Annotated in this window: 17 protein-coding genes and 1 riboswitch; of the genes, 3 read left to right on the top strand and 14 right to left on the bottom strand. The window is 67.8% G+C overall.

The window, feature by feature from the left end:
• Positions 1-125 precede the first annotated feature (125 nt).
• The 9 genes from nusB to ABE483_RS07250 form a co-directional block, all read right to left on the bottom strand.
• Positions 126-605, bottom strand: coding sequence for a transcription antitermination factor NusB (gene nusB / locus ABE483_RS07290; protein WP_313209299.1), 480 nt, complete (start codon positions 603-605; stop codon positions 126-128).
• A complete protein-coding gene (gene ribH / locus ABE483_RS07285; RefSeq protein ID WP_313209297.1) occupies positions 602-1,069 on the bottom strand; it encodes a 6,7-dimethyl-8-ribityllumazine synthase in 468 nt (155 codons plus the stop codon). Before ribH ends, nusB begins: the two co-directional genes overlap by 4 nt.
• 186 nt (positions 1,070-1,255) lie before the next feature.
• A complete protein-coding gene (ribB, locus tag ABE483_RS07280; RefSeq protein WP_346481418.1) occupies positions 1,256-2,371 on the bottom strand; it encodes a 3,4-dihydroxy-2-butanone-4-phosphate synthase in 1,116 nt (371 codons plus the stop codon).
• Positions 2,368-2,970, bottom strand: coding sequence for a riboflavin synthase (locus ABE483_RS07275; protein WP_070426607.1), 603 nt, complete (start codon positions 2,968-2,970; stop codon positions 2,368-2,370). The genes ribB and ABE483_RS07275 overlap by 4 nt, the downstream gene beginning before the upstream one ends.
• A gap of 76 nt (positions 2,971-3,046) precedes the next feature.
• Positions 3,047-3,191, bottom strand: a riboswitch (FMN riboswitch).
• Positions 3,192-3,380: 189 nt separating this feature from the next.
• Positions 3,381-4,463: a bifunctional diaminohydroxyphosphoribosylaminopyrimidine deaminase/5-amino-6-(5-phosphoribosylamino)uracil reductase RibD gene (ribD, locus tag ABE483_RS07270; RefSeq protein ID WP_346481417.1), complete on the bottom strand. Its 1,083-nt coding sequence runs from the start codon at positions 4,461-4,463 to the stop codon at positions 3,381-3,383.
• 70 nt (positions 4,464-4,533) lie between these two features.
• Positions 4,534-5,055, bottom strand: a complete 522-nt coding sequence (gene nrdR, locus ABE483_RS07265) for a transcriptional regulator NrdR (RefSeq protein WP_019182518.1) — start codon at positions 5,053-5,055, stop codon at positions 4,534-4,536.
• A 249-nt stretch (positions 5,056-5,304) separates the two neighbouring features.
• The gene (locus tag ABE483_RS07260) at positions 5,305-5,697 is read right to left on the bottom strand and encodes a hypothetical protein (protein ID WP_313209289.1); all 393 of its coding nucleotides are present in this window, start codon (positions 5,695-5,697) and stop codon (positions 5,305-5,307) included.
• A gap of 34 nt (positions 5,698-5,731) precedes the next feature.
• Complete coding sequence (gene glyA, locus ABE483_RS07255) at positions 5,732-6,985, bottom strand: serine hydroxymethyltransferase (protein ID WP_070471705.1); 1,254 nt, start codon at positions 6,983-6,985, stop codon at positions 5,732-5,734.
• A gap of 152 nt (positions 6,986-7,137) precedes the next feature.
• Positions 7,138-7,614 carry an RcnB family protein gene (locus ABE483_RS07250; RefSeq protein WP_265309649.1) on the bottom strand — a complete coding sequence of 159 codons (477 nt, stop codon included), beginning with the start codon at positions 7,612-7,614 and terminating at the stop codon, positions 7,138-7,140.
• 236 nt (positions 7,615-7,850) lie between these two features.
• Here ABE483_RS07250 and ettA point away from each other — a divergent pair, with 236 nt between their 5' ends.
• From ettA to ABE483_RS07235, 3 genes are all read left to right on the top strand, one after another.
• Positions 7,851-9,515 carry an energy-dependent translational throttle protein EttA gene (gene ettA, locus ABE483_RS07245; protein WP_121042662.1) on the top strand — a complete coding sequence of 555 codons (1,665 nt, stop codon included), beginning with the start codon at positions 7,851-7,853 and terminating at the stop codon, positions 9,513-9,515.
• Positions 9,516-9,731: 216 nt separating this feature from the next.
• Positions 9,732-10,406 carry an outer membrane beta-barrel protein gene (locus ABE483_RS07240; protein WP_346466160.1) on the top strand — a complete coding sequence of 225 codons (675 nt, stop codon included), beginning with the start codon at positions 9,732-9,734 and terminating at the stop codon, positions 10,404-10,406.
• Between the two features lie 68 nt (positions 10,407-10,474).
• Positions 10,475-11,791, top strand: coding sequence for an NCS2 family permease (locus ABE483_RS07235; RefSeq protein ID WP_313219998.1), 1,317 nt, complete (start codon positions 10,475-10,477; stop codon positions 11,789-11,791).
• Between the two features lie 37 nt (positions 11,792-11,828).
• Here the strand turns inward: ABE483_RS07235 and bcsZ (ABE483_RS07230) are convergent, their stop codons facing one another.
• The 5 genes from bcsZ (ABE483_RS07230) to bcsA form a co-directional block, all read right to left on the bottom strand.
• Positions 11,829-12,977, bottom strand: a complete 1,149-nt coding sequence (bcsZ, locus tag ABE483_RS07230; protein ID WP_346481416.1) for a cellulose synthase complex periplasmic endoglucanase BcsZ — start codon at positions 12,975-12,977, stop codon at positions 11,829-11,831.
• 100 nt (positions 12,978-13,077) lie between these two features.
• The gene (locus ABE483_RS07225) at positions 13,078-17,565 is read right to left on the bottom strand and encodes a cellulose synthase subunit BcsC-related outer membrane protein (RefSeq protein WP_346481415.1); all 4,488 of its coding nucleotides are present in this window, start codon (positions 17,563-17,565) and stop codon (positions 13,078-13,080) included.
• A complete protein-coding gene (gene bcsZ, locus ABE483_RS07220) occupies positions 17,547-18,710 on the bottom strand; it encodes a cellulose synthase complex periplasmic endoglucanase BcsZ (RefSeq protein WP_313220000.1) in 1,164 nt (387 codons plus the stop codon). Before bcsZ (ABE483_RS07220) ends, ABE483_RS07225 begins: the two co-directional genes overlap by 19 nt.
• Before the next feature lie 2 nt (positions 18,711-18,712).
• Positions 18,713-21,052 carry a cellulose biosynthesis cyclic di-GMP-binding regulatory protein BcsB gene (gene bcsB, locus ABE483_RS07215; protein WP_346481414.1) on the bottom strand — a complete coding sequence of 780 codons (2,340 nt, stop codon included), beginning with the start codon at positions 21,050-21,052 and terminating at the stop codon, positions 18,713-18,715.
• Positions 21,049-23,199 (bottom strand): UDP-forming cellulose synthase catalytic subunit, encoded by a 2,151-nt coding sequence (bcsA, locus tag ABE483_RS07210; protein WP_313209271.1) that lies wholly within the window; start codon positions 23,197-23,199, stop codon positions 21,049-21,051. The genes bcsB and bcsA overlap by 4 nt, the downstream gene beginning before the upstream one ends.
• Positions 23,200-23,206 lie beyond the last annotated feature (7 nt).

The following is a 23,206-nucleotide window of genomic DNA, read 5'->3' as shown; positions in this document are numbered from 1 at the left end:
GCGTGGGGGGGTTGGTTGTCCCGGCGGCCGCTTCACCTTCTCTCCGTCTGGTGGGGGCCCCCCCCCCCCCCCCCCGCCACTACCAGGCGGGTCATTACCACCGGCGGCTCATTGCCACCGGCGGGTCAGTGACCCGATTCGACCTTGCGCCATTCCACGGCGGCACGATCCAGCACACCGTTGACGTAGGTGTGGCCGTGTTCGGAACCGAAACGCTTGGCCGATTCGATCGCTTCGTTGATCACGACGCGGTACGGCACGTCCAGGCGGTAACGCATTTCATACGCAGCCACACGCAGCGCGGCGCGTTCAATCGCATCCACTTCTTCGATGCCGCGATCCAGGTACGGATCGATCGCCGCGTCCAGATCCTTGCGGTTGTCGAGCACGCCGTGCACCAGCGCTTCGAAGTAAGCCAGATCCGCGATTTCGCGGGCCTGTTCGTGGGCGAACTGGGCGATCACGCTCTGCGCATTGCCACCGGAGATCTGCCACGCGTAGATCGCCTGCAGCGCACGACGCCGGGCGCGCGAACGCAGCACGGGGTCGACGCCATCACGGCGAACGGGCTTACCGGAGGGCTTGCCCGGGTTTGACTTGTTCATGGCAGCTGCTCCAGAAGATTGACCATTTCCAACGCCGTCAGTGCGGCTTCCTCCCCCTTGTTGCCGTGGCTGCCCCCCGCGCGGGCTTCGGCATCCTCGGCCCGTTCCACCGCCAGCACGCCATTGAGCACCGGCACGCCGAAATCCAGCTGCACGCGCATCAGGCCTTCGGCGCAGCGGTCGGCCACGTGTTCGTAATGGCGGGTATCGCCGCGGATCACGCAGCCCAGGGTGATGATCGCGGCATGCTGATGGGCCGCCGCCAGACGCGCAGCGACCAGCGGCAGTTCCCATGCGCCGGGCACGCGGATCACGTCGATGGCGGACTCGTCGATCCCGTTGCCGGCCAGGCTCTGCCGCGCACCGGCCACCAGCACGTCGGTGATGCGGGCATTCCAGCGGCTGGCGAGGATGGCGAAACGGGCCGTTTCCGGAGTACGGAGGTCGCCTTCGTAATGGCTCATGTTCGGCGTGGGGTCCATTTAATAGGTGAATATTCTAGCGCATGGCCGCGTGTAGCCGGGTCGCCATGCGTTATGGGTCGGGTCGGGGGCCAAAGCCCCCTGAGAGTCAGGGGGCTGCCGCGAAGCGGCGGGGGTCTGGATGATGGTTAAGAGGCGCCCGTGATCTGCGAAGCAGATCGTGGGGCGTCAGCGCGCAGGCGATGAAGTGCTCTCCACCGTCTCGACCACTTCCAGGCCATACCCGGCCAGGCCGATCTGGCGGCGGGGGGTGCCCAGCACGCGCAGCTTGCCCAGGCCCAGGTCGGACAGGATCTGCGCCCCGGCCCCGTTGCGGCGCCACTGGCTCACGTCCTTGTCCTTGCCCGGCACCACCGGCACCGGCTGTTGGCGCAGGCGGGCCAGCAGGCTGTTGGTGTCGCGCGGCGCCGACAGCACCACCATCACGCCACGCTCGGCGGCGGCAATGGCACGCAGGGCATCGGTGGAGGCCACCCCGAAATCATCGCGGCGCCAGTGCAGCAGGTCGGCCAGCGGGTTTTCCACCTGCACCCGGACCAGGGTCGGCTCGGCATCCGGGGTGCCGCGGACCAGTGCGAAGTGCAGGTCGTGCGCGATCCGGTCGCGGTAGGTGACCAGCGTGAACGGGCCGAACTCGGTCTCGATCTCGCGCTCGTCCACACGCTCGACCGTCTTCTCCGTGGCCAGGCGGTAGGCGATCAGGTCGGCGATCGAGCCCATCTTCAGGCCGTGCTCGCGGGCGAACACCTCCAGCTCCGGGCGGCGCGCCATGCTGCCGTCGGGGTTGAGGATCTCCACCAGCACGCCAGCCGGCTCCAGGCCTGCCAGCATGGCCAGATCGACGCCGGCCTCGGTATGCCCGGCGCGGGTCAGCACGCCGCCCGGCTGGGCGATCAGCGGGAAGATGTGGCCCGGCTGGTGCAGGTCGGCCGGCTTGGCGTCCGGTTTTACCGCGGTGCGGATGGTGTGCGCACGGTCGTAGGCCGAGATACCGGTGGTGACACCCTCGGCGGCCTCGATGCTGACCGTGAAGTTGGTCTGGAACTGCGCGGTGTTGGCCTGGACCATCGGCGCCAGGCCGAGATCGGCAGCGCGCTCACGGGTCAGCGGCAGGCACACCAGGCCACGGCCATGGGTGACCATGAAGTTGATGTCCGACGGCTTGACCAGCTCGGCGGCCATGATCAGGTCGCCTTCGTTCTCGCGGTCTTCGTCATCGACGATGACCACCATGCGGCCGAGGCGGATGTCTTCCAGGATCTCCGGAATGGGGGCGAAATTCATGCGCGTGCTCCTGCACCCAACAAACGTTCGACGTAACGGGCGACCAGATCGATTTCAAGATTGACCGCACTGCCCACGGCCGTTGCGGCGAAGGCGGTGTTGGCCACGGTGTGCGGGATGAGGGCGACCTCGAAGCCCTGCTCGTCCACCTCGTTGACGGTCAGGCTGACTCCGTCCACGCAGATCGAGCCTTTCTTGGCGATGTAGCGCAGCAGCGCGGCCGGCGCGGCGAAGCGCCAGCGCTGGGCACGCGCATCGTCATGCACCGACAACACCTGGCCCAGGCCATCGACATGGCCGCTGACCAGATGACCCCCCAGGCGATCGGTCGGGCGCATCGCGCGTTCGAGATTGATGACGGCGCCGTCGGCCAGCTGCCCCAGCGTGGTCAGGCCCAACGTCTCGGTCGAGGCGTCGGCCTGGAAGCGGGTGGCGTCATAAGCGATGACGGTGAGGCAGACCCCGTTGATGGCGATGCTCTCGCCCATCTGCACGTTCTCGAACGGCAGGGTGCCCACGTCAAAGGTAAAGCGGACATCGCCGCCAAGGGTGTCGCGTGCGGCCAGACGGCCGACGCCTTCGATGATTCCAGTAAACAAGGAACGTTCTCCGCGGAAAGTGAGCGAAAAACGCCGCAAGGCATATAGGTGCACGCCGAGCACCAAGGCCCGGCCGCACCGTCTTCTTTCATCCGGACTATACCGTCGGCTCCGGCATCGGACCGGATCTGCTGACCTTCCCGAGGACCGGGAAGCGCTCGCGGGCTCGTGCTTGCGCACCTACCGCCGGTGGGGAATCGCACCCCGCCCTGAAGACGTTTGTGTACCGGCGAACCGGCGCGGCTAGTGTAACAGGGCACCCTGACTGGGGGCTTTAAGTTAAATAAGTGTTAAGCTATTCCGCTGAGTGCTGCGCCCCGTGGATAGGAGCGCACACACGTCGGTTACTGATCGGGCTGCGGCGTCCGCGCCGCGCCATGATCGAACGGGTCCCGCAAGGGGCCCGTTTTTTATGGGCGCAGCAACAGGCGGAGGTCCTCACCCACCTGGCGCCTGTCCACCACGCGCAGCCGGCGCTGCTGTTCCATCGCGTGGATACCCAGGCCGGACAGCAGCGGCAGCCCATGCTCACCGAGCAACGTGGGCGCCTGGTACAGCAACAGTTCGTCGACCCAGCCGCCGGCCAGCAACGCGCCGGCCAAGGTGGCGCCGGCCTCGGTATGCACGTCATTGATGCCGCGCTCGGCGAGCAGCGCCAACACCGCGCCCAGATCCAGACGACCGTCATGGCTGGGCACGCTGGCGAACTCCGCATCGGCGGCGTCCGGCGGGCTGACCGCGGCGTCATGCACGTACAAGGTCGGCGCCCCGCCCTCGCGCACCCGCGCGCACTCCAGCGAGCGCAGGCGTGCATCGAGTACCACCCGCAAGGGCGGCAATACCTCGGTATCGGCCAGCCGCACGGTCAACATCGGGTCATCGGCCAACACGGTGGCCGCGCCGGTGAGAATCGCACCGGCACGCGCACGCCAGTACTGCACATCGTCGCGGGCGGCCGCACCGGTGATCCATTTGGAGCGGCCATCGGCCATCGCCGTACGCCCGTCCAGACTGGCCGCGAGCTTCACCCGCACCCACGGGCGGCCGCGCTCGATGCGTGACAGGAACCCGTGGTTGAGCTCGCGCGCCTGCGCAGCCATCAACCCTTCGGCGACCTCGATGCCGGCGTCGCGCAGCAGCACGAAGCCCCCCCCATCGACCTTCGGGAAAGGATCGCGCATCGCCGCCACCACGCGTGTCACCCCTGCCTCGATCAAGGCCAGTGCACACGGGGGCGTGCGACCGTGGTGCGCGCATGGCTCCAGGGTCACGTAGGCGGTGGCACCGCGGGCCTGTTCACCGGCCTGGCGCAGTGCGAAGACTTCCGCGTGCGGACCGCCGGTGCGCTGGTGCCAGCCCTCGCCGACCACCCCCTCATCGCGTGCGATCACGCAGCCGACCATCGGGTTGGGCCGCGCGGTATACGCGGCGCGCTCGGCCAGGCGCAGCGCATGCGCCATGTGCTGGTGGTCGAGAGCGGTAAATTCAGTCATGGCGGTGAGCGTCCGGCGGCAGGCAGCCGCGATGGTAGCTCAGCCGTGGTGGCCGCGATGCGGCGCAGGCTCAGCCTTTCTTTTTCTTGGTCAGCGCGATCACATCGCCGAGCAGCTGCAGCTGTTCGGTGCTGGAGGGCAGCTCGCGTTCGAGCTTCTCGATTTCTTCGCGGAAATCGGCCACGTCTTCGAAGCTGCGGTACACCGAGGCAAACCGCACGTAGCCGACATGATCGAGCTTGCGCAGCTCGTTCATCACGAACTCGCCGACCTTGATCGAGGGGATTTCGCGTTCGCCACAGATACGCGCCTGCTGCATCACCGCGCGCACCGCCAGCTCGATCTTGTCTTCGGGAACCGGGCGCTTCTGCAGCGCGCGGTCGAAACCACTGCGGACCTTGCGGGCATCGAAGGCCTCGCGGCTGCCATCGCTTTTCACGATCGCCGGCAGTTTCAGTTCGATGGTTTCCAGGGTACTGAAGCGCTCGTTGCAGGCCTCGCACTCACGGCGACGCCGGATCGTCGCGCCGTCTTCAGAGACGCGCGAATCGATCACACGGGTGTCGGCATGCTGGCAGAACGGACAGTACATGGAACGCCTTACATCGGGAAAACGTCATGCCGCGGTCACGGCAGCGTCGCAACGGTACCTGAGAGGGACCGGCTACAGCAAATGGACGGGGGGAGAGTCCAGCCCTGTCTAGGTGGCGCGCCGACGCAACCACAGCAGGTGCGCCGTACAGGAGAACAGCGGCAGGCCTGCCATCAGGCGCGCGACGGCCGCGGGCAAGGCGCCGTCGAAAGCACTATGCGCCGCTGTGTGCGATGGGCCTGCATCCGGTCAGGTGCCCTGCGTTCGCCGCAGCCGCACCAGCATGACCGCCGGCAGCAGCAGCGGCGGCCCCGCCAGCAGCAGGACCAGCGCCGTTGGACTGGCGGCGGCCTGCCAGAACGCCATGCCGACGACTGCCACGGCGGCCATCCCCCCAAGGCCCAATGCAGCCCATGGCCAGGCCCCGCTGTCACGCAGGCCGGTGCGTCCCGCTCGAAGATAGCGGCTGCTCAACCATAGCCAGCCGAATACTCCGATCAGGCCCGCACTTCCCCAGCCCCCGATCAACAGGCGCGAGGCGCGATCGAGATAGGTCGGTTCGAGGAACGCGACCCAGACCCCGATGGCGGCGAACGTGCCGCCGCCGGCCATCCCCACGATGCCGCAGACAAGGGCCAGCACTGCGTAGGTACGCCGTTGCCGGCCCTCGCCCATATCAGCCGTAAACCGGGTACTTGCGGCACTGCGCGCTGACCGCGTCGCGGACGCGGGCGATCACGGCCTCATCGGCCGGGGCGTCGAGCACGTCGGCGATCCAGTTGGCCAGATCCACGCAGTCCTGCTCCACGTAACCGCGCGTGGTGACCGCCGGAGTACCCAGGCGCAGGCCCGAGGTCACGAACGGCGAACGCGGGTCGTTCGGTACCGAGTTCTTGTTGACGGTGATGTGGGCCAGGCCGAGCGCGGCTTCCGCATCCTTGCCCGAGACATCCTTGCCGATCATGTCGACCAGCATCAGGTGGTTCTGGGTGCCGCCGGAAACGATCTTGTAGCCGCGCGCGATCAGCGTGTTGGCCATCGCCTGGGCGTTCTTGACCACCTGCTGCTGGTAGGCCTTGAAGCCCGGCTCCAGCGCTTCCTTGAAGGCCACGGCCTTGCCGGCGATGACATGCATCAGCGGACCGCCCTGGATGCCCGGGAACACGATGGACTGCAGCTTCTTCTGCAGTTCTTCGCTGGCTCCCTTGGCGATGATGATGCCGCCGCGCGGGCCGCGCAGGGTCTTGTGGGTGGTGGAGGTGACCACGTGGGCGTGCGGCAGCGGGCTCGGGTAGACGCCAGCGGCAACCAGACCCGCCACGTGCGCCATGTCCACGAACAGGTAGGCACCGACCTTGTCGGCGATGGCGCGGAAGCGCGCCCAGTCCACCACCTGCGAGTACGCCGAGAAACCGGCGACGACCATCTTCGGCTTGTGCTCCAGGGCCAGACGCTCGACCTCGTCATAGTCGATCAGGCCGGCTTCGTCGACACCGTACTGGACGGCGTTGAACAGCTTGCCCGAGGCATTGACCTTGGCACCGTGGGTCAGGTGGCCACCATGGGCCAGGCTCATGCCCAGGATGGTGTCGCCCGGCTGCAGCAGCGCGAAGTACACGGCCTGGTTGGCCTGCGAGCCGCTGTGCGGCTGCACGTTGGCGTAGTCGGCATCGAACAGCTGCTTGAGGCGGTCGATGGCCAGCTGTTCGGCGATGTCCACGTACTCGCAGCCACCGTAGTAACGCTTGCCCGGGTAGCCCTCGGCGTACTTGTTGGTCAGCTGGCTGCCCTGGGCTTCCATCACCGCCGGGCTGGTGTAGTTCTCGCTGGCGATCAGCTCGACGTGGTCTTCCTGGCGCTGGGTTTCGGCGGCGATGGCCTTGGCCAGTTCGGGATCGTAGGTTTCGATGCGGACGTCACGCGGGAACATCGGTTACTCCAGGCAGGCAGAGGGGGTACAGCGCGAGCTCTGGATTGTAGTCCCCGCGGCGCGGGGTGACCAATCCCGGCGCGCGGCCCCGGAACGCGGAACGGCGCCCCGAAGGGCGCCGTCCAGGCCGTCAAGCGCGCCTGCCGGCGGGCTTACCGGTTGATCACGTAGTCGGCAATGATCCCGGTGGCTATGGCGACCAGCAGCAGGTTGCCGCGATCATCGCGGATCCAGTGGTGGTCACGCGGCGGGCGGCGCACCGAGTAGCGGCTGTAATCGTTCACCACGTACACCGGGCCGCCGTAGTACTCGCGGTAACGGTGGCCGCGCGCCCAGCCGTAGGAGCCGTAGCCCGGGGCCGGGCGATAGACCACGCGCGGCGGCGGCGGGCCCGGACGGTAGTAACCCCGGTTGTCGTAGCGAGGGTCGTAACGGCGGTCGTGGCGGACCTCGCGACGGTCATGACGATCGTGCCGGTCATGGCGATCGTGGCGGTTGTCGCGGCGGTCATCACGCCACTCCCGGCGGTCGTGACCGCGGCCACGATGGTCATCGGCGAAGGCCGGGGCCACGGTGCCCAAGGCCAGCAGCGAGGCGACGGCCCCGACCACAAATCGATTCATGCGCATGATTGGCCTCGCTTGGTGGGTTGATGGCTCCATCATGCGCACGCCGTCTGAACGGTCTCCGGCTGGAAACGGTTTCCAATTCAAGCGCTTTGACCCCGCATTCAGGCGGCGGCAAGCCCCGGGGCTCGTGGCTCCCGGCGGCACTGATCGCTTCCGGCTATAATCGGGGCATCCTTTTCTTCCATCTGTTCCTGTTCCGTCCGGAACGGGCGCAGGGTTGCGCCTTCGGAGACCTCATGTCCTCGCAATACATCTACACCATGAACCGCGTCAGCAAGGTGGTCCCGCCCAAGCGGCAGATCATCAAGGACATCTCGCTGTCGTTCTTCCCGGGTGCCAAGATCGGCCTGCTGGGCCTGAACGGCTCCGGCAAGTCGACGGTGCTCAAGATCATGGCCGGCGTGGACACCGATTTCGAGGGCGAAGCCCGCCCGCAGGCCGGCATCAAGGTCGGCTACCTGGCCCAGGAACCGGAGCTGGACCCGACCAAGACCGTGCGTGAATCGGTCGAGGAAGGCGTGGGCGAAGTGCTGCAGGCCCAGGCCCAGCTGGACGCCGTCTACCTGGCCTATGCCGAGGAAGGCGCGGACTTCGACAAGCTGGCCAAGGAACAGGAGCGCCTGGAGGCGATCCTGGCCGCCGGCGATGCACACACCCTGGAAAACCAGCTGGACGTGGCCGCCGATGCGCTGCGCCTGCCGCCGTGGGAAGCCATCGTGGGCACCCTGTCCGGTGGTGAAAAGCGCCGCGTGGCCCTGTGCCGCCTGCTGCTGCAGAAGCCGGACATGCTGCTGCTCGATGAACCGACCAACCATCTGGACGCCGAGTCCGTGGAATGGCTGGAACAGTTCCTGGCGCGCTACACCGGCACCGTCGTGGCCGTCACCCATGATCGCTACTTCCTGGACAACGCCGCCGAGTGGATCCTGGAACTGGATCGCGGCCGCGGCATTCCGTGGAAGGGCAACTACACCGACTGGCTGACCCAGAAGGACGACCGCCTGCGTCAGGAAGACAACCAGGAAAAGTCCCGCCAGAAGGCGATCCAGAAGGAACTGGAGTGGTCGCGCCAGAACGCCAAGGGTGGCCGCACCAAGGGCAAGGCCCGTCTGGCCCGCCTGGAAGAGCTGCAGTCGGTGGATTACCAGAAGCGCAACGAGACCAACGAAATCTTCATTCCGCCGGGCGAGCGCCTGGGCAATGCGGTGATGGAGTTCAAGAACGTCTCCAAGAAGTTCGGTGATCGCCTGCTGTTCGACAACCTCAACTTCCTGGTGCCGGGTGGCGCGATCGTCGGCATCATCGGCCCCAACGGTGCCGGTAAGTCGACCCTGTTCAAGATGATCACCGGCCAGGAAAAACCGGACACCGGCGAGATCGTGGTCGGCCCGACCGTCAAGCTGTCCTACGTGGATCAGAGCCGCGACGCGCTGGAAGGCAACCACAACGTCTTCCAGGAAATCGCGGGCGGCCTGGACATCCTCAACATCAATGGCGTGGAGATCCAGTCGCGCGCCTACATCGGCCGCTTCAACTTCAAGGGCCAGGACCAGCAGAAGCTGGTCGGCTCGCTGTCCGGTGGTGAGCGTGGCCGCCTGCACATGGCCAAGACCCTGCTGCAGGGTGGCAACGTGCTGCTGCTCGATGAACCGTCCAACGATCTGGACATCGAAACCCTGCGTGCGCTGGAAGATGCGCTGCTGGAGTTCCCGGGCAACACCTTCGTGATTTCGCATGACCGCTGGTTCCTGGATCGCATCGCGACCCACATCCTGGCGTTCGAAGGCGACTCGCACGTGGAGTTCTTCCAGGGCAACTACCGCGAGTACGAAGAAGACAAGCGCCGCCGCATGGGCGACGACGCCGCACCGAAGCGCCTGCGCTTCAAGGCGCTGAAGTAACCTGGCAGATCACGACCGTTGGTCGTGACGCTTCACCGACGGCCGCGCACTGCGCGGCCGTTTTACATTCCGGTCGGTACCCACCGCTGGCCATAGGCACCAGAATGCAATTAATTGCATATCCATAGATAACGACTTCAGGTCTCCTACGCACCCCACGCAATTGCACCCTGCAATCGCGGTCAACGTAGGAAACCACCAATGAAAGCACTGGTCATGAGTACGGCAGCCCTGCTGCTGTCGGGCACCGCCGCGGCGGCGCCGGCGAACTGGGAAGGCCGCTACATGGGCGTCCAGGCGAGCCATGCAGAAGGCAAGAGCCAGGACCGCAGCAACGCCAACGCCTCTGAAAAAAGCCCGCGCGGGTTCACCGGCGGCGTGCAGGCCGGCCGCACCTGGCAGTTCGACAGCAACGTGGTGACGGGCATCGAAGGCAGCCTCGCTATCGGCAGCATCGACCGCGACTGGAAGGACCGCGAACACCACCCGCACAGCCCGTACTACGGCAAGGACGCGGTGACCCGGTCGGGGTCGGTCAACCTGATGCTCGGCTATGCGGTCGGCCCGGTGCTGCCCTACCTGACCACCGGCGTGACCGTGGCCCGCCAGGAATACACGCTGGGCTGCGACACATCGCTGGTCGAGAAAACCAACGGCTGCCGCGTGGCGGAATTCGAGACCGGCGCCCGCCATGTTTCCACCGGCGTCAATGTCGGTGCAGGCGTGCTGGTGCGGTTCAACGAGCGCCTGTCCGCCGGCGTGGAGTACCGCTACACCAACCTGGGCTCCAGCCCGGTGCAGCTGCACGATCCGAACTACCCCGATGCGGCCCGCCGCAGCTTCCATACCGACTACAGCAGCGTTACGCTGAAGATGAATTACCACTTCTAACCCGCCACACGACGCACCCGCAGGTCCGCCTGGGCGAGGCAGTGCGCCCCCGGCACGAGAGATCTGCGATGTCCCTGTTCGAACGCGTCTTCCAGCTCCAGCAGCACGGCACCTCCGTGCGTACCGAGGTGCTGGCCGGGCTGACCACCTTCCTGACGATGTCCTACATCGTCTTCGTCAATCCGGACATCCTGGCCACCACCGGGATGGACCCGGGCGCGGTGTTCGTGGCCACCTGCCTGGCCGCGGCACTGGGTTCGCTGGTGATGGCGTTCGCCGCCAACTTCCCGGTGGGCATGGCCCCGGGCATGGGCCTGAACGCCTTCTTCGCCTTCACCGTGGTCGGCGCGGCCGGCCTGCCCTGGCAGCAGGCGTTGGCCGCCGTCTTCATATCCGGACTGGTGTTCCTGGCGCTGTCGCTCACCGGCGTGCGGGCCTGGCTGGTGGCGGGCATCCCGCCCTCGCTGCGTGCGGCGATCGTGGCCGGCATCGGGCTGTTCCTGGCGATCATCGCGCTGCAGAAATCCGGGGTGATCATCGCCAACACCGACACGCTGGTCGCACTCGGTCCGCTCAACACCGCGCCGCCGCTGCTGGCACTGGCTGGCTTCCTGCTGATTGCGATCCTGGAAGCGCGCAAGGTGCGTGGCGCGATCCTGATCGGCATTCTGGCCGTCACCGGCGCGGCGTGGCTGCTCGGTGACGTGCAGTTCCATGGGCTGGTGTCGCTGCCGCCCAGCCTGGCCCCCACCTTCCTGCAGCTGGACCTGCCCGGGTTGCTGCACCACAACGGCGGCGCGCCGATCGCGGTGTTGCTGCAGGTGGTGCTGGTGTTCGTGCTGGTGGAAGTGTTCGATGCCACCGGCACGCTGTACGGCGTGGTCGGTCGCGCGGGGCTGCTGAAACTACCGGGCGCACAGAAGCGCTTCGGCCGCGCGTTGCTGGCCGACAGCACCGCGATCGTGGCCGGCTCGCTGCTCGGGACCAGCAGCACCACCGCCTTCGCTGAGAGCGCTTCGGGCGTGCAGGCCGGTGGCCGCACCGGGTTGACCGCGTTGGTGGTAGCCGCCCTGTTCCTGGCCGCGCTGCTGTTTTCGCCGCTGGCGGCGATGGTGCCCGGCTACGCCACCGCCCCTGCCCTGCTGTTCGTGGCCGGGCTGATGCTGCGTGAGCTGGTCGATGTGGACTGGGGCGACCTGACCGAATCGGTGCCGGCCGCGCTGTGCGCGTTGGCGATGCCGTTCACCTACTCCATCGCCAATGGCCTGGCCTTCGGCTTCATCGCGTATGCGGTGCTCAAGGCCGGCACCGGGCGCTGGCGCGAGGTGCACCCGGCGGTATGGCTGGTGGCCGGGTTGTTCGTGCTGCGTTACGCGCTGGAATGAGGGTGCGCCTACCGAGCTGCGGTCGGTAGGCGGCGGATCACGCCCAGGACGGCCGCAATTGGCCATCGGCGGCGAAGCGATAACGGCCTTCGTACCAGCCCAGGGCAAACAGGCTGAGCACCTGCTCGTAATAGCGCGGCGGCGCGGCGCGTTGCTGCTCCGGCGTTGGCAGGCCGGCAACCATCGCCTTTGCGCGGTCTGCTTCGCCCTGCGCCTGCAGGTAGGGCACCAAGGCGGCATGGAAGCCGTAGTTGCCGGTGCCCTCGCGCACGCCGGTGAGCGTGTTGACCTTCTCGGGTATGGGTTGGCCATCGCGCAGTACCGTCAGCGGGCCATGCAGGGCCTCCAGCACCGGACGGAAGCTGGGATCGTTGACCGCGGTCATGCCCGCCCACAGATAACAGCGGATCGCGTCGTAACTGCCCAGCGGGCCCTTGTCCGGATCGGCGATGAAACCGCCGTCGCGCCACGCGGTCCAGTCCGGCGCAAAGCCGTGCGGCGCGGTATCGCGCAGCAATCGAACGCTGTTGCCGATCACGGTCGTCCACGGCCCGGTCGGGTCCAGTGCGGCGAACCGGCGCAGCAGCGGCAACGGTACGTAGCTGGGATTGAAGCGCCAGGTATCTTCGGTCGCAAACCCAATCGGCCCCGGCAGCAGCATCGTGCCCAGGCCCGGCACATCCACCAGTTCCTGCACCTGGATCGCGGCCAGCATCGCCTCGGCGGTCTGCCGCAGCGCCGGGCGTTTCCACAGCCGCGCGGCTTCGTGCAGGGTGTAGGCCAGCCACACGTCCGAGTCGCTGGCGGGATTGTCGTCGAGCACCTTCCACGCATTGGCGGCGGCATCGCGCCCCCACAACCAGGCCGGCAGGCGTTGCGTCATGCTGCCGCCGGCGAGGTTGTCCTCGGTCCAGCGCAGCAGGCGGTCGAACAGCGGCTGATCGTTGTCCACCAGCGCGAAGAACAGCGCGTAGGACTGGCCCTCGGAGGTCGAGCGCTGGTCGGCGTTGTTGTGGTCGACCATGCGGCCGTCCGGGGTCACGCTGGACGCACGCATCACCTGCCATGCCGTCCACGGGCCGGGGCCACGCGCCGGGCCGTTGGCCGAGCAGGCCAGCAGCGGGGTCACGGCCAGCGCCTGCAGCAGGCGGCGGCGCATCGGGTGGAACGATGGGGAATCAGTCACGGGACATCAGCCTCTTCGCAGCAGGAACCAGCCAAGCCTGCGGGACGCCCGCGGCCAGGTAAAGCCTGGCAGCGGGCCGGTCGTCAGCGCATGACGGCGATCATTCACCCGAGGCGTACGGCGAGCGCAGCGGCTGCGGCTGCTTGCCCAGCCCGGCGCCGAGGCGGTCGAGCAGGAAGCGCAGGTACAGGCTGGTGCCGAACTGCCGGTAGTCACGCGCGTTGTTGAACTCCATGCGCCCGCCCAGGAACAACTGCGAAGACAGCTGCCATTCGGCCGCGGCGCTGAGGTTGTAGGACACACCGGTCTTGGTCTGGCCGGTGTAGACCGGATCGACATACTCCGTGGTCAGGCCCAGCAGCGCGGCCATCGAGGCGGCCTCGTAGGCAGCCTGCTGCATCGCCGGGTCGGTCGGGAAGTAGGGCGCAGCGTCTTCCTTGAAGTGCTGTACGCCGACGCTGGTATCCAGCTGCCACGCCACGCGGCCGCTGGCGGTACGGCCGTTCCAGTGCACCGGGAAGCCGACATCCACATAGCGCTGCGGGCTGAAGTAGCCGCCGTGGCCGTAGGTGAAGCCGCTCAGGTTGCGGTCGTACTGCATCGCCGTGAGGTTCAGGCCAGCGGTCAGCGATTGGTTGTCGGTTTCCAGCGCGTGCACATACACGCCCACGCCGACTTCCTGGCGGTCGTTGTCGGCCACGTTCTCGCCTTCCAGGCGGTGCCAGGACGCGCTGGCGTAGCCGCCCAACTGTCCGTTGTCGACGGTCGCGGCGAGCTTGGCGCCGCTGGCGGTCACCCCGCCCCAGCGCAGCCCGTTGCGCCCGTCTTCCACACCGGCGAAGGACAGCAGGCTGTCGGTCACCGCGCGGCGCGAGGCTTCGCCGGACCAGGTCAGCGCATCGCCGATCTGACCGCGGTAGCCAATGCCGCCGACGATCTGGGTGTCATCGAAGCCCAGCGGCGTGCTGCCGACGTCGGCGCGGAAACCACCGCGCTCGTACCCCACCGAGACGCCGGCACCGCTGGCGTCCTGCGAGCTCATCCGGCGCGAGCCTGCCGCGTTGGCCACCATCGCATACAAGGTGTCCTGGAATGCCTGCGGGGTCTGCGAGCCACCGCCGCCCTGTGCCAGCGTCTTGAGCTGGGCCTGCTCGGCCGCGCTCAACCCGCGCACGAGACTGGCGTTGCCCAGTACCTGCGTGGCGATATCGCTGATCGGTGTGTTGGCCAGATCGCGGCTGAGGATGTAGCTGGGCAGTGGATCGGCGAACAGCAGTTCGCGGGTCGCGGCGACGCGCTCGGCCTGGGTCAGCGCGCTGTCGGTCTGGTTGAACAGCTCCTGGTAGCGGCCATTGTCCAGTGCGCGTTCGTAGATGAGATTGCGGGTGACGATGCTCTCGCCACGGGTCAACAGGGTCTGGTACAGCGACGAACCGACCAGATCATCCACCGGCGTGCGGTCAGCGGCCAGGGCGCCCGCGAGGGCGGCCTGCGGGCCACCGCCGAAGCGGCTGGCACTGGTGTATTCCGGATCGGGGCGGCCGGCATCGAGCACGGTCGGGGTGATGGCCACCTTGAGCTTGCCATCGCCGACCGCAAACTGCCCTTCCAGCGGCACCTGCAGGTCATCGAGCTGGCCCATGCCGGCTTCGCCGGCGCGGGTGCGGTATGCCGCACCGACCGCCAGGCTGCTGCTGTTCTCGGCCTTGAGTGCGCGCAGTTCATCGAGCACGCCGTTGCCGGTGGTGGCCGCCGGCAGCGGGCCAAGCGCGGTGTTGCGCGAGGCGCGCGGCACACTTGCCTGGCTGGGCACCTGGCGCGAGCCGGGCACCGGCAACGGCAGGCCGACACCGCCACTGGCCGCGGCCGTGGCCATGACCGGTTCCGGCAGACCATCGGCATCGATCACCGGGGTGACGCTCGCCGGGCCCAGGCTCAGGCCCATCGACGGACCGGCGTCCATCGGCAGCGGTTCGGCGGCCAGACGGGCGGTCGCCGCCGGCAATGGCAGCCCCCCATCGCGCAGCGCTGCGGTACGGGTGCCACCGCCACGGTTGAGGCCGGCGAACGGATTGAAGCTGCCACCGCTTGCCAGCATCGCCGTGCTCGCCTGCGGGTAGCCGTTGTCGAGCTGGCCACTGCCCTTTGCGGCAGCCGCCAGCGACGCGCGGAAGTAGCTTTCAGCGCGGCGGTTCTTGCCGGCCGCGCGGTACACACGGCCTGCGGCCGCCAACACATCCGGCGATTCCGGCGCCTGCTTCAGCGCGCGCTCCAGATACTGTTCGGCCAGATCCATGTCGCGCATCGCCGCAGCACTGCCGGCGGCGGCGACCATCGCATCCAGATCGCCCGGGGCCAGCTGCAACTGCTGCTGATACAGCGCCAGGGCCTGGCCGTTGTCGCCCGCAGCGGCATACAGGCGTGCCAGCGCAGCGATGTTGCGCGGATCCTGCGGGCGCTCGGCCAGCGCCGGGGCCAACACCGCGTACGCGCCTTCAAGATTGCCGAGTTCGCGCAGCGCATCGACCTGGCGCAACACGTAGCCGCTGCGCAGATCGTTCAAACGGGTCTGCTGGCTCGCCGAGAGCGGCACGTCGGCGAGCTGGCGCAGGATCGCGGCGACTTCGCCGTCGCGACCGGCGCGCAGCAGCACCGAGGCATATTCCAGACGGTTGTCGACGCTGGGCGAACCGCCTTCAATCAGGCGCTGCGCGAGCACGAGGGCGCGCTGCTGGCTGCCGATGTCGGCGTAGGCACCGGCCAACGCGGCCACGATGGACGGATTCTTGACCCGGTCGCCGAGTGCAGCTTCGGCGCGGGCCAGCAGCAACTGCGCTTCGCCGCTGCGCTGGCGCTGCATGAGTGAGCGCGCCTGGGCGGCCTGCACCTGCACCCACGCGGTGTCGTGCAGCGCGGTCATTTCCGAATCACGCGAGGCGGTGGGAATGCGTTCGAGCAACGCATACGCGCGCGGCCAGTCACTGTTTTCCTGGGCGAACAGCGCCTGGGCATACAGCGAGGTCGCCGAGCTGTCATCCAGCGCGCGCAGCCCCTCGATCACGCCGTTGGCCTGGTCGGGGCGGCCGGCACGCTTGTACAGGCGCGCCAGTTCCAGCCGCAGCCACGGATCGCGCGGCTGTACCAGCAGCGCATCTTCCAATTCGATCTGCGCCATCTCGATGCTGCCCTCGGCCAGCGCCTGCTGTGCGCGGGCGCGGGCCAGGTTGGCACGCAGGACGGACTGGCCACCGGCGCTTTCCTGCTGGGCCGGGGTCAGCCGGTCGAACAACGCGGCCGCTTCATCGGCGCGGCCCAGGCGACCCAGCAGACCGACCAGGCCCTGCAGCGCACCGGCGTTGCCGGCCTCCAGTTCCAGTGCCTTGCGGTAGCTGCGTTCGGCCGCGACCGGATCACTGCCGCTCTGCAGGTCGGCCAGCGCGACGTAGCCGGCGGGCTCCTTGGGCTGCAGCGCGATGACCTGCTGCACGCGGGTGATGGCATCGCCGCTGGGCTGGCGACGCACCTCCTGCAGGGTCAGCCAGTAGCGCGCGGCATCGGCGGCACTGCGCCACTTGCCGTTGATCGCGGCGGCCGGCCGCAGCAGTTCATTGGCTTCACCAAAGCGCTCCTGGCGCAGGCGCACCGAGCCCAGCCCGCCGAGCGCCTCGGCATCACGCGGCCGCGCGCGCAGCACCTGCGCGAAGCGGGCTTCGGCCTGGGGCAGATTGTTGCTGTCCAACGCGCGGAAGCCCTCGCCGAGCAGGCGCTGGTTCGGGTCCTGCGGCGCGGGACGGTTGGCGATGGCCTGCTCACGCAGCTGCGCCTGCTTGGCGGCCACCTCGCGATCGTTCGGCACCACCTCCAGGAAGGCCTGGTACAGCGGCGCATCGGCGTTGGTGGCGTTGAGCCACAGCAACGCCTGGCGCCAGGCCGCGCGCGCAGGGCCGGCGGTATCGTTGGCCTGGCTCAGTGCGCGCAGCTGGGCGATACCTTCGCGCCGGGTCGGCTCGCGATAGGTCAGCACCTGGGCCAGCGCGAGCTTGGCCGGGTTGTTGTTGCCGGTGGCGATACGGCGCAGGCCGTCGCGGGCACGCGTCCAGCCTTCGGGCGTACCGGCGAGCACCTGGTAGTACTCCAGCGCCAGATCATTGGGCGGGCCGCCGGCACCGAACGCTTCGTCATAGGCGCGCACCGCTTCGACATAGCGACCGGCTGCCGCCGCGCGACGGGCGGTCTGCAGCTGGTTGCCACCTCCACCTCCACCGCCGCCGAGCGCCATGCGCAGGCGCGTGGTCTGCGCCGAGGAGGGATGACGTGCCTGCAGCTGCTGCAGACGCTTCTGCGCTTCGGCACGGCGGCCCTGGTTGAGGTCGATCAGGCCCAGGCCGAGCAGCGCATCGGCCTGGTTGGGATCGGTCGCCAGCAGCTTGCGCCACGCATCGGCCGCCAGGTCCTCGCGGCCCTGGTCCTGCCAGTAGTTGCCCTGGCTGACCAGTTGCTGCGTCGATGACGCGTTCTGCGCAAAGGCCGGCACGGTCAACACGCACAGGCCGACCAGGCAAAGGGGTGTCAGGGTCTTGCGGAACATGGCGAACTCCACGCGGGCAGCAGTCGCCCATCGGCAGAAAAACGGTAGCGGCGATCCATCCAGCCCTTGCCGAACAGCACCAGGGCACGATCGTAATAGTTGAGGGTGCCGGCCGCGGGAATCCGCGCCAGCTGCACCTTGGCCAGCGCGGGCTGGCCGAGGGCACTGAGATACGGCAGCAGCGCTGCGGCAAAGCCCGGCGACGGTGCGCCGGTGCCAACGCCACGACGCGTCTCGATTTTCTCGGCGAAGCCGGCCTGCGCGCGCAGCAGCGATGCCGGGCCGGACAGGCCATCGAGCAGGGTGCGTCGCAGCGGATCGGCCGGGTCGGTCATGCCCGCCCAGAGATAGCAGCGGATGGCATCGTAGCTGCCGGTCGCGCCCTTGGCCGGGTCGACCACGAAGGCCTTGCCGTTCCAGGCGATCCAGTCCGGCGCGAAGCCGACCGGTGCACTGGCGCGCACCATCGCCACGCTGCGCTCGGCCAGCCGCGCCCACGGACCGCGTGCATCGACGGCGGCGAAGCGGCGCAGGACGAACAGCGGCAGGTAACTGGGGTTGAGCGTCCAGCGGTCGGCCTGCACGAAGCCGCGGTTGCCCGGCAGCAGCATCGGTCCGAAGCCGGGCAGCTCGACGACTTCGGCCGTGCGCATCAGCGCCAGCGTCTGCCGGCCGGCCTCGACCAGGCCGGGGCGCTTCCACAAGCGGCCGGCTTCAAGCAACGCGTAGGCGATCCACACCTCACCATCGGAGGCGGTGTTGTTGTCGAGCACGCGGAACTGGCCATCAGCGGCCCGGCCCCACAGCCATGCCGGCAGATTGAGATCCGCGCGGCCTCGGCAGAGGTGGCGGCGGGTCCAGGCCAGGATCCGATCGAACAGGATCGGATCGTTGTCCACCAGTGCGAAGAACAGTCCGTAGGACTGCGATTCGGACGTGCTGCGCAGATCGGTATTGAGATGGTCGACCACGCGGCCATCGGCCTCGATATGCCGATCGACGAACGCCCGCCACTCACGCCACGGCGTGCCACAGGCCTGCGCCAGGGCATCGAGCGGCAGCGCGGCGGCAACACCGGCGGCCGCCAGCGCCTGCAGGAAGCGACGGCGCGGTGGCGCCGGCGCGGGGTCGGACGTGTCGCGCATGCTCAGCCGGACATCCCGATACGTGCCTTGGCGTTGCGCTTGAGCAGCCAGCGCGCGATCAGCGCCAGCAACAGGCAGCCCAGGCCCACGAAGGCGGCCAGCAGCAGCGGGCTCTGCGAGAAGTACCAACGCAGCCAGGTCAGCGGCGGCAGGTGGCCGACGTAGTAACTCTGGTTACCGGCCAGGCTGCGCACCTTGTCTTTCTGCAGCAGCACCACGCTGCCCTGGAAATCACGCAGGCGGTCCGGATCGAACCACGCTTCGAACAGGCGGTTGACCTGGGCGGGGTCGTCGGCCATCACCGTCACCACGCTGCGGCCCTTGCGCAACGGCGATTCGAAGCCCATCAGCACGACGTCGCCCGCATCCGGACGCACCGAGACTTCGGCGGTGGTCGGCAGATCGGTGCGGCGTGCATCCGGCGACAGGAACGAGGGCATGCGTTCGAACACCCAGTCCGAGAGCTGCACGCGGCGCGACTGCCCCGCCTCGCCGATCGGCAGGTGCGCGGCCCATTCGCCGAACAGCGGCTGGCTGCGGCGCGAACCGAGCACCACCAGATCCTGGTCGGCATGCTCGCCGACCTGGCGCGCGGCGATGATGCGGTTGCGCAGCGCCGGGTAACCGGTCGAGGCACCCATGCGGCCAAGCAGGGTCAACACGTTGCCGACGTCATCGGCATTGGGGTTGTCCGGCAGCACCAGCACGGTCTCGGAGAGGTCGGCCAGCCGCGTGAACGGATAGCCGGCATTGCCGAAGGCGGCCAGGTTGGGCATCGCCATGTAGTGGTCGAAGCCGCTCAGATCGATGCTGGTATCCCCATCGATCGCCGCGGAAACATCCGGGAAGGTGTTCTTGCACTCGGCCGCCTGCGGGCGATCGAAGAAGAAGTGGAAGCGCAGCTGGCTGTTGGACGAGAACGGTCCGGTCGGCAGCATCACCTTCTGCTGGATCGGCATCGCGCCCGGCGCCTTGAGCTTGTTCCACAGCATGTCCGACACCGAGCGCGGTGCCGGGCGACCGTTCAACGGCAGCGTGGTGACGAAGGCATCGTTGATGCTGATGTTCAGCGCGGACTTGTCCGCGCCTTCGGGCAGCGTGTAGCGGTAGCGCAGGTCCAACGGAATGCCGTCGCGACGCCACACGAACAGATCCGGCGGCAACTGCAGGCCGATCCGGATCAGGTCCGGATGGTAGCCGACGACGTTCAACTCGCTGGTCTGCTGGACCAGCTCGGAAACGCGTACCGGGCGGTCACTCGGGATCCAGTTCGGTGCATCGTACGGCTTGCGCGGCGCGATCTCCTTGAAGTCGCCAATGCTCGCGGTCGGGCCGGACAGCGGCGCGCCCAGGGTCAATGCGGTGGCGGCGATGCGCAGTTCGCCATCGTCGCGGCCGAGCACCAGCAGCAGCTTGCCGTTGGCATCGTTGGGGTTGGCGATCACAGCCAGGGTCGGCCCACTGATGTCGGGCAGGACCAGGCCGGCGGGCGGGTTGCGCGGGGTCGCCACGACCACCGCGTTGCCCTCCAGCGGGACGGTATCGATCGAAGCGGGGAACAACGCGCCGCGGTAGCCGGCCAGCGCGCCAAACCAGGAGGAGACGATACCGGCCGACTGCAGCAGGCCCTGCCCCGGCTGCCCGGTGAACACGAACGGCAGCTCCAGCCGGTTGGTATCGCGCGCATCGAAGAACGGCACCGGCAGCAGCGACAGGTCATTGGTCAGCTGCAGCGGCGCCCAGCCCAGCTCCAGGTAGCTGGCGCGGTCGATATTGGCCCACAGGCTGGTGTGGTCGGGATCCTCGCACTCGCGCGTGTAGTGGCCGATCAACTGCAGGTTGATCCGGTTGTAGTCGATGATCATGCGCGGATCGATATCGATATCGCGCTCGATCATCCGCCCGGCCTGGTCGACCGGCGTCGGCAGGGTCGCCACGGTGACGTCATTGACGGTCACCTTCAGGTGCGACAGGTCGGGCAGCAGCGCCGGGGAATAGCTGTACTTGAGGTGCAGCGAGGCGCGATCGACGACCTGATCGTTGCGGATCGAGAACGGCACGCCAGCGGTGCCCTGGATGCCGCGCAGGGTGATCTCGTAATCGATGCCGAGCTGCTTGAGCGTGGCGCGGCTCTGCCGCGAACCAGCCGCTGGCGCGGCAGGCGGCACGGGCACTGCCGGGGCGGCATCGGCGGGTGCGGCGACGGGCGTGGCCGTTGCGGGTACCGCAGGATCCTGCGCGTAGACCGCGCCACACAGCAGGGTCAGGGTGAACGCCACCGCTGCGGCGGACGGACGCGGCACGCGCACCGGGCGGAACAGGGAACGGTCACGACGGGTCATGCGGAATCTCCGGTGCGCGGCGGGGTGGGGCCATCCTTGCGGCCTCCCGCAAGAACGAAACTGCCCAGGCGGTGGAAGCCGCGCATGCTGGCCTTGAGGACGTCGGTGGTGGAACGCAGGAAGGTATCGCGGTCATGGCGACCCCACAGCTTTACCCAGATATCGGCGCGGGCGAAGGTGGAGGTGACCAGCCAGCGCTCCTGTTCCAGGGTGAGCTCACCGAACTGGATGCTGATGCCCTGGTCGTCGCGGTCATGCCGCACTTCGGCCGGCAACCGCTGGCTGCGCTGGCGATGGGCCAGCTCGACCTCGACGCGGGTGCCCGGCTGTACCGGCTGCACCTGGTCCAGGCGGATCGCCATGCCACCGGTGGAGAAGTTCAGCGTGCGGCACGGCAGCGCCTGGCCATCAGGCAGATGCAGCACGGCGCGCATGTTCAGCGGCACGCGGTGCGCGCGGCGGATCTGGCGCTGTTCGCTGGAGGTGGCGATGACCGCGCCAAGCATGATCATGTTGTAGACGGTCCAGCCCAGGTTCAACCAGATCGTATTGACCTCGCCGCTGGTCTCGGCCATCACCATCCGCACGATGCCGGCGATCACGCCGGCCAGGTTCAACAGCAGCAGCAACAGGTACGGGCGGGCGATCTGCGCATCGAAGTAGCTGCGCTGGACCAGGCCGCCCTTGGCGGTGACGTTGAACTTGCCCAGCTTGGGGTTGATCACCGCCATCAGGGTCGGGCGCAGGATGTACCAGGCCAGCGTGGTCTCGTACACCTCGTTCCACAGCAGATGGCGATGCTTGCCCTGCACACGCAGGTTGGTCAGGTTGGCCATCACGATGTGCGGCAGCGCGTAGGCCAGGATCATCAGCGCCGAGGCGTGGATGACATGGGCGCCGAAGAACAGGAAGGCCAGCGGCGCGGTCAGGAAGATGATCCGTGGCAGGCCATAGAAGAAGTGCAGCATCGCGTTGGTGTAGCAGAGCCGCTGCACGAAGCTCAGGCCCTTGCCGAACATCGGGTTGTCCACCCGCAGGATCTGCGCCATGCCACGGGCCCAGCGGATGCGCTGGCCGACGTGCGCCGAGAGGCTTTCGGTGGCCAGGCCAGCGGCCTGCGGCACCGGGATGTAGGCGCTGCGGTAACCGGCGCGGTGCAGGCGGATGGCGGTGTGCGCATCCTCGGTGACGGTCTCGATCGCCACCCCGCCGACTTCCTCCAGCGGGCCGCGCTTGATCACCGCGCAGGAGCCGCAGAAGAAGGTCGCGTTCCACTGGTCGTTGCCATCCTGCAGCAGGCCGTAGAACAGCTCGCCTTCGTTGGGCACGCGGCCGAAGTTGCCCAGGTTGCGTTCGAACGGATCGGCAGAGAAGAAATAGTGCGGGGTCTGCACCACCGCCATCTTTTCGTCGTGCAGGAACCAGCCCATCGACATCTGCAGGAACGAGCGGGTCGGCATGTGGTCGCAGTCGAAGATGGCCACGTATTCGCCCGTGGTCTTCTTCAGCGCCGCATTGATGTTGCCGGCCTTGGCGTGGCTGTTGTTGGTCCGGGTGATGTACTGCACCCCGACCTCGTCGCAGAATTCACGGAATTCCTCACGGCGGCCGTCATCGAGCAGGTAGATGTTGAGCTTGTCGGCCGGCCAGTCCAGTACCGTCGCCGCCAGCACCGTGGTGCGCACCACCGAGAGCGGTTCGTTGTAGGTGGGGATGAACACATCCACGCTGGGCCACAGCGACTGATCTTCGGGCAGCGGCATCGGCTTGCGGTGCAGCGGCCACGCCACCTGGAAGTAGCCCAGCACCAGCACGATGAACGAGTAGACCTCGGCGGCGACCAGGCCCAGGCCCAGGGTCAGATCGACGAAGCTGCTCATGCCCATGGTGTCGGTCAGACGCCAGTACATGTAGCGCGTGGACATCACCAGCGACAGGCCCATCAGTATCAGCGGGATCAACCGGTTCTCGCGGTTGCGCAGGCACAGGGCGATCAGGAACACCACCGCCGAGAACAGGAACTGCTGGCCGATCTCCATCGGAACGGTGACCACGAAGGCCAGCAGCATGGCGCCGCCGACCGCCAGCGCAAGCAGCGCCAGACGGGCCAGAACGGCATCCCCTCTCGGGGTGGAAGACTTGCTCATGATGTTC

Source organism: Stenotrophomonas sp. TWI602, assembly GCF_039674045.1.
Lineage (GTDB): Bacteria > Pseudomonadota > Gammaproteobacteria > Xanthomonadales > Xanthomonadaceae > Stenotrophomonas.
The sequence above is the reverse complement of the archived record's forward strand: the minus strand, read 5'-3'. Positions and strand labels throughout refer to the sequence as shown.

Bases quoted from the DNA above. Each gene is read 5' to 3' on its own strand.
- ABE483_RS07250 (WP_265309649.1), bottom strand. From the start codon at position 7,614: ATGCGCATGAATCGATTTGTGGTCGGGGCCGTCGCCTCGCTGCTGGCC.
- ribD (WP_346481417.1), bottom strand. From the start codon at position 4,463: ATGACTGAATTTACCGCTCTCGACCACCAGCACATGGCGCATGCGCTG.
- bcsA (WP_313209271.1), bottom strand. From the start codon at position 23,199: ATGAGCAAGTCTTCCACCCCGAGAGGGGATGCCGTTCTGGCCCGTCTG.
- glyA (WP_070471705.1), bottom strand. From the start codon at position 6,985: ATGTTCCCGCGTGACGTCCGCATCGAAACCTACGATCCCGAACTGGCC.
- ribH (WP_313209297.1), bottom strand. From the start codon at position 1,069: ATGAGCCATTACGAAGGCGACCTCCGTACTCCGGAAACGGCCCGTTTC.
- ABE483_RS07240 (WP_346466160.1), top strand. From the start codon at position 9,732: ATGAGTACGGCAGCCCTGCTGCTGTCGGGCACCGCCGCGGCGGCGCCG.
- bcsB (WP_346481414.1), bottom strand. From the start codon at position 21,052: ATGACCCGTCGTGACCGTTCCCTGTTCCGCCCGGTGCGCGTGCCGCGT.
- ABE483_RS07235 (WP_313219998.1), top strand. From the start codon at position 10,475: ATGTCCCTGTTCGAACGCGTCTTCCAGCTCCAGCAGCACGGCACCTCC.
- ettA (WP_121042662.1), top strand. From the start codon at position 7,851: ATGTCCTCGCAATACATCTACACCATGAACCGCGTCAGCAAGGTGGTC.
- nrdR (WP_019182518.1), bottom strand. From the start codon at position 5,055: ATGTACTGTCCGTTCTGCCAGCATGCCGACACCCGTGTGATCGATTCG.
- bcsZ (WP_313220000.1), bottom strand. From the start codon at position 18,710: ATGCGCGACACGTCCGACCCCGCGCCGGCGCCACCGCGCCGTCGCTTC.
- ribB (WP_346481418.1), bottom strand. From the start codon at position 2,371: ATGAATTTCGCCCCCATTCCGGAGATCCTGGAAGACATCCGCCTCGGC.
- nusB (WP_313209299.1), bottom strand. From the start codon at position 605: ATGAACAAGTCAAACCCGGGCAAGCCCTCCGGTAAGCCCGTTCGCCGT.
- ABE483_RS07225 (WP_346481415.1), bottom strand. From the start codon at position 17,565: ATGTTCCGCAAGACCCTGACACCCCTTTGCCTGGTCGGCCTGTGCGTG.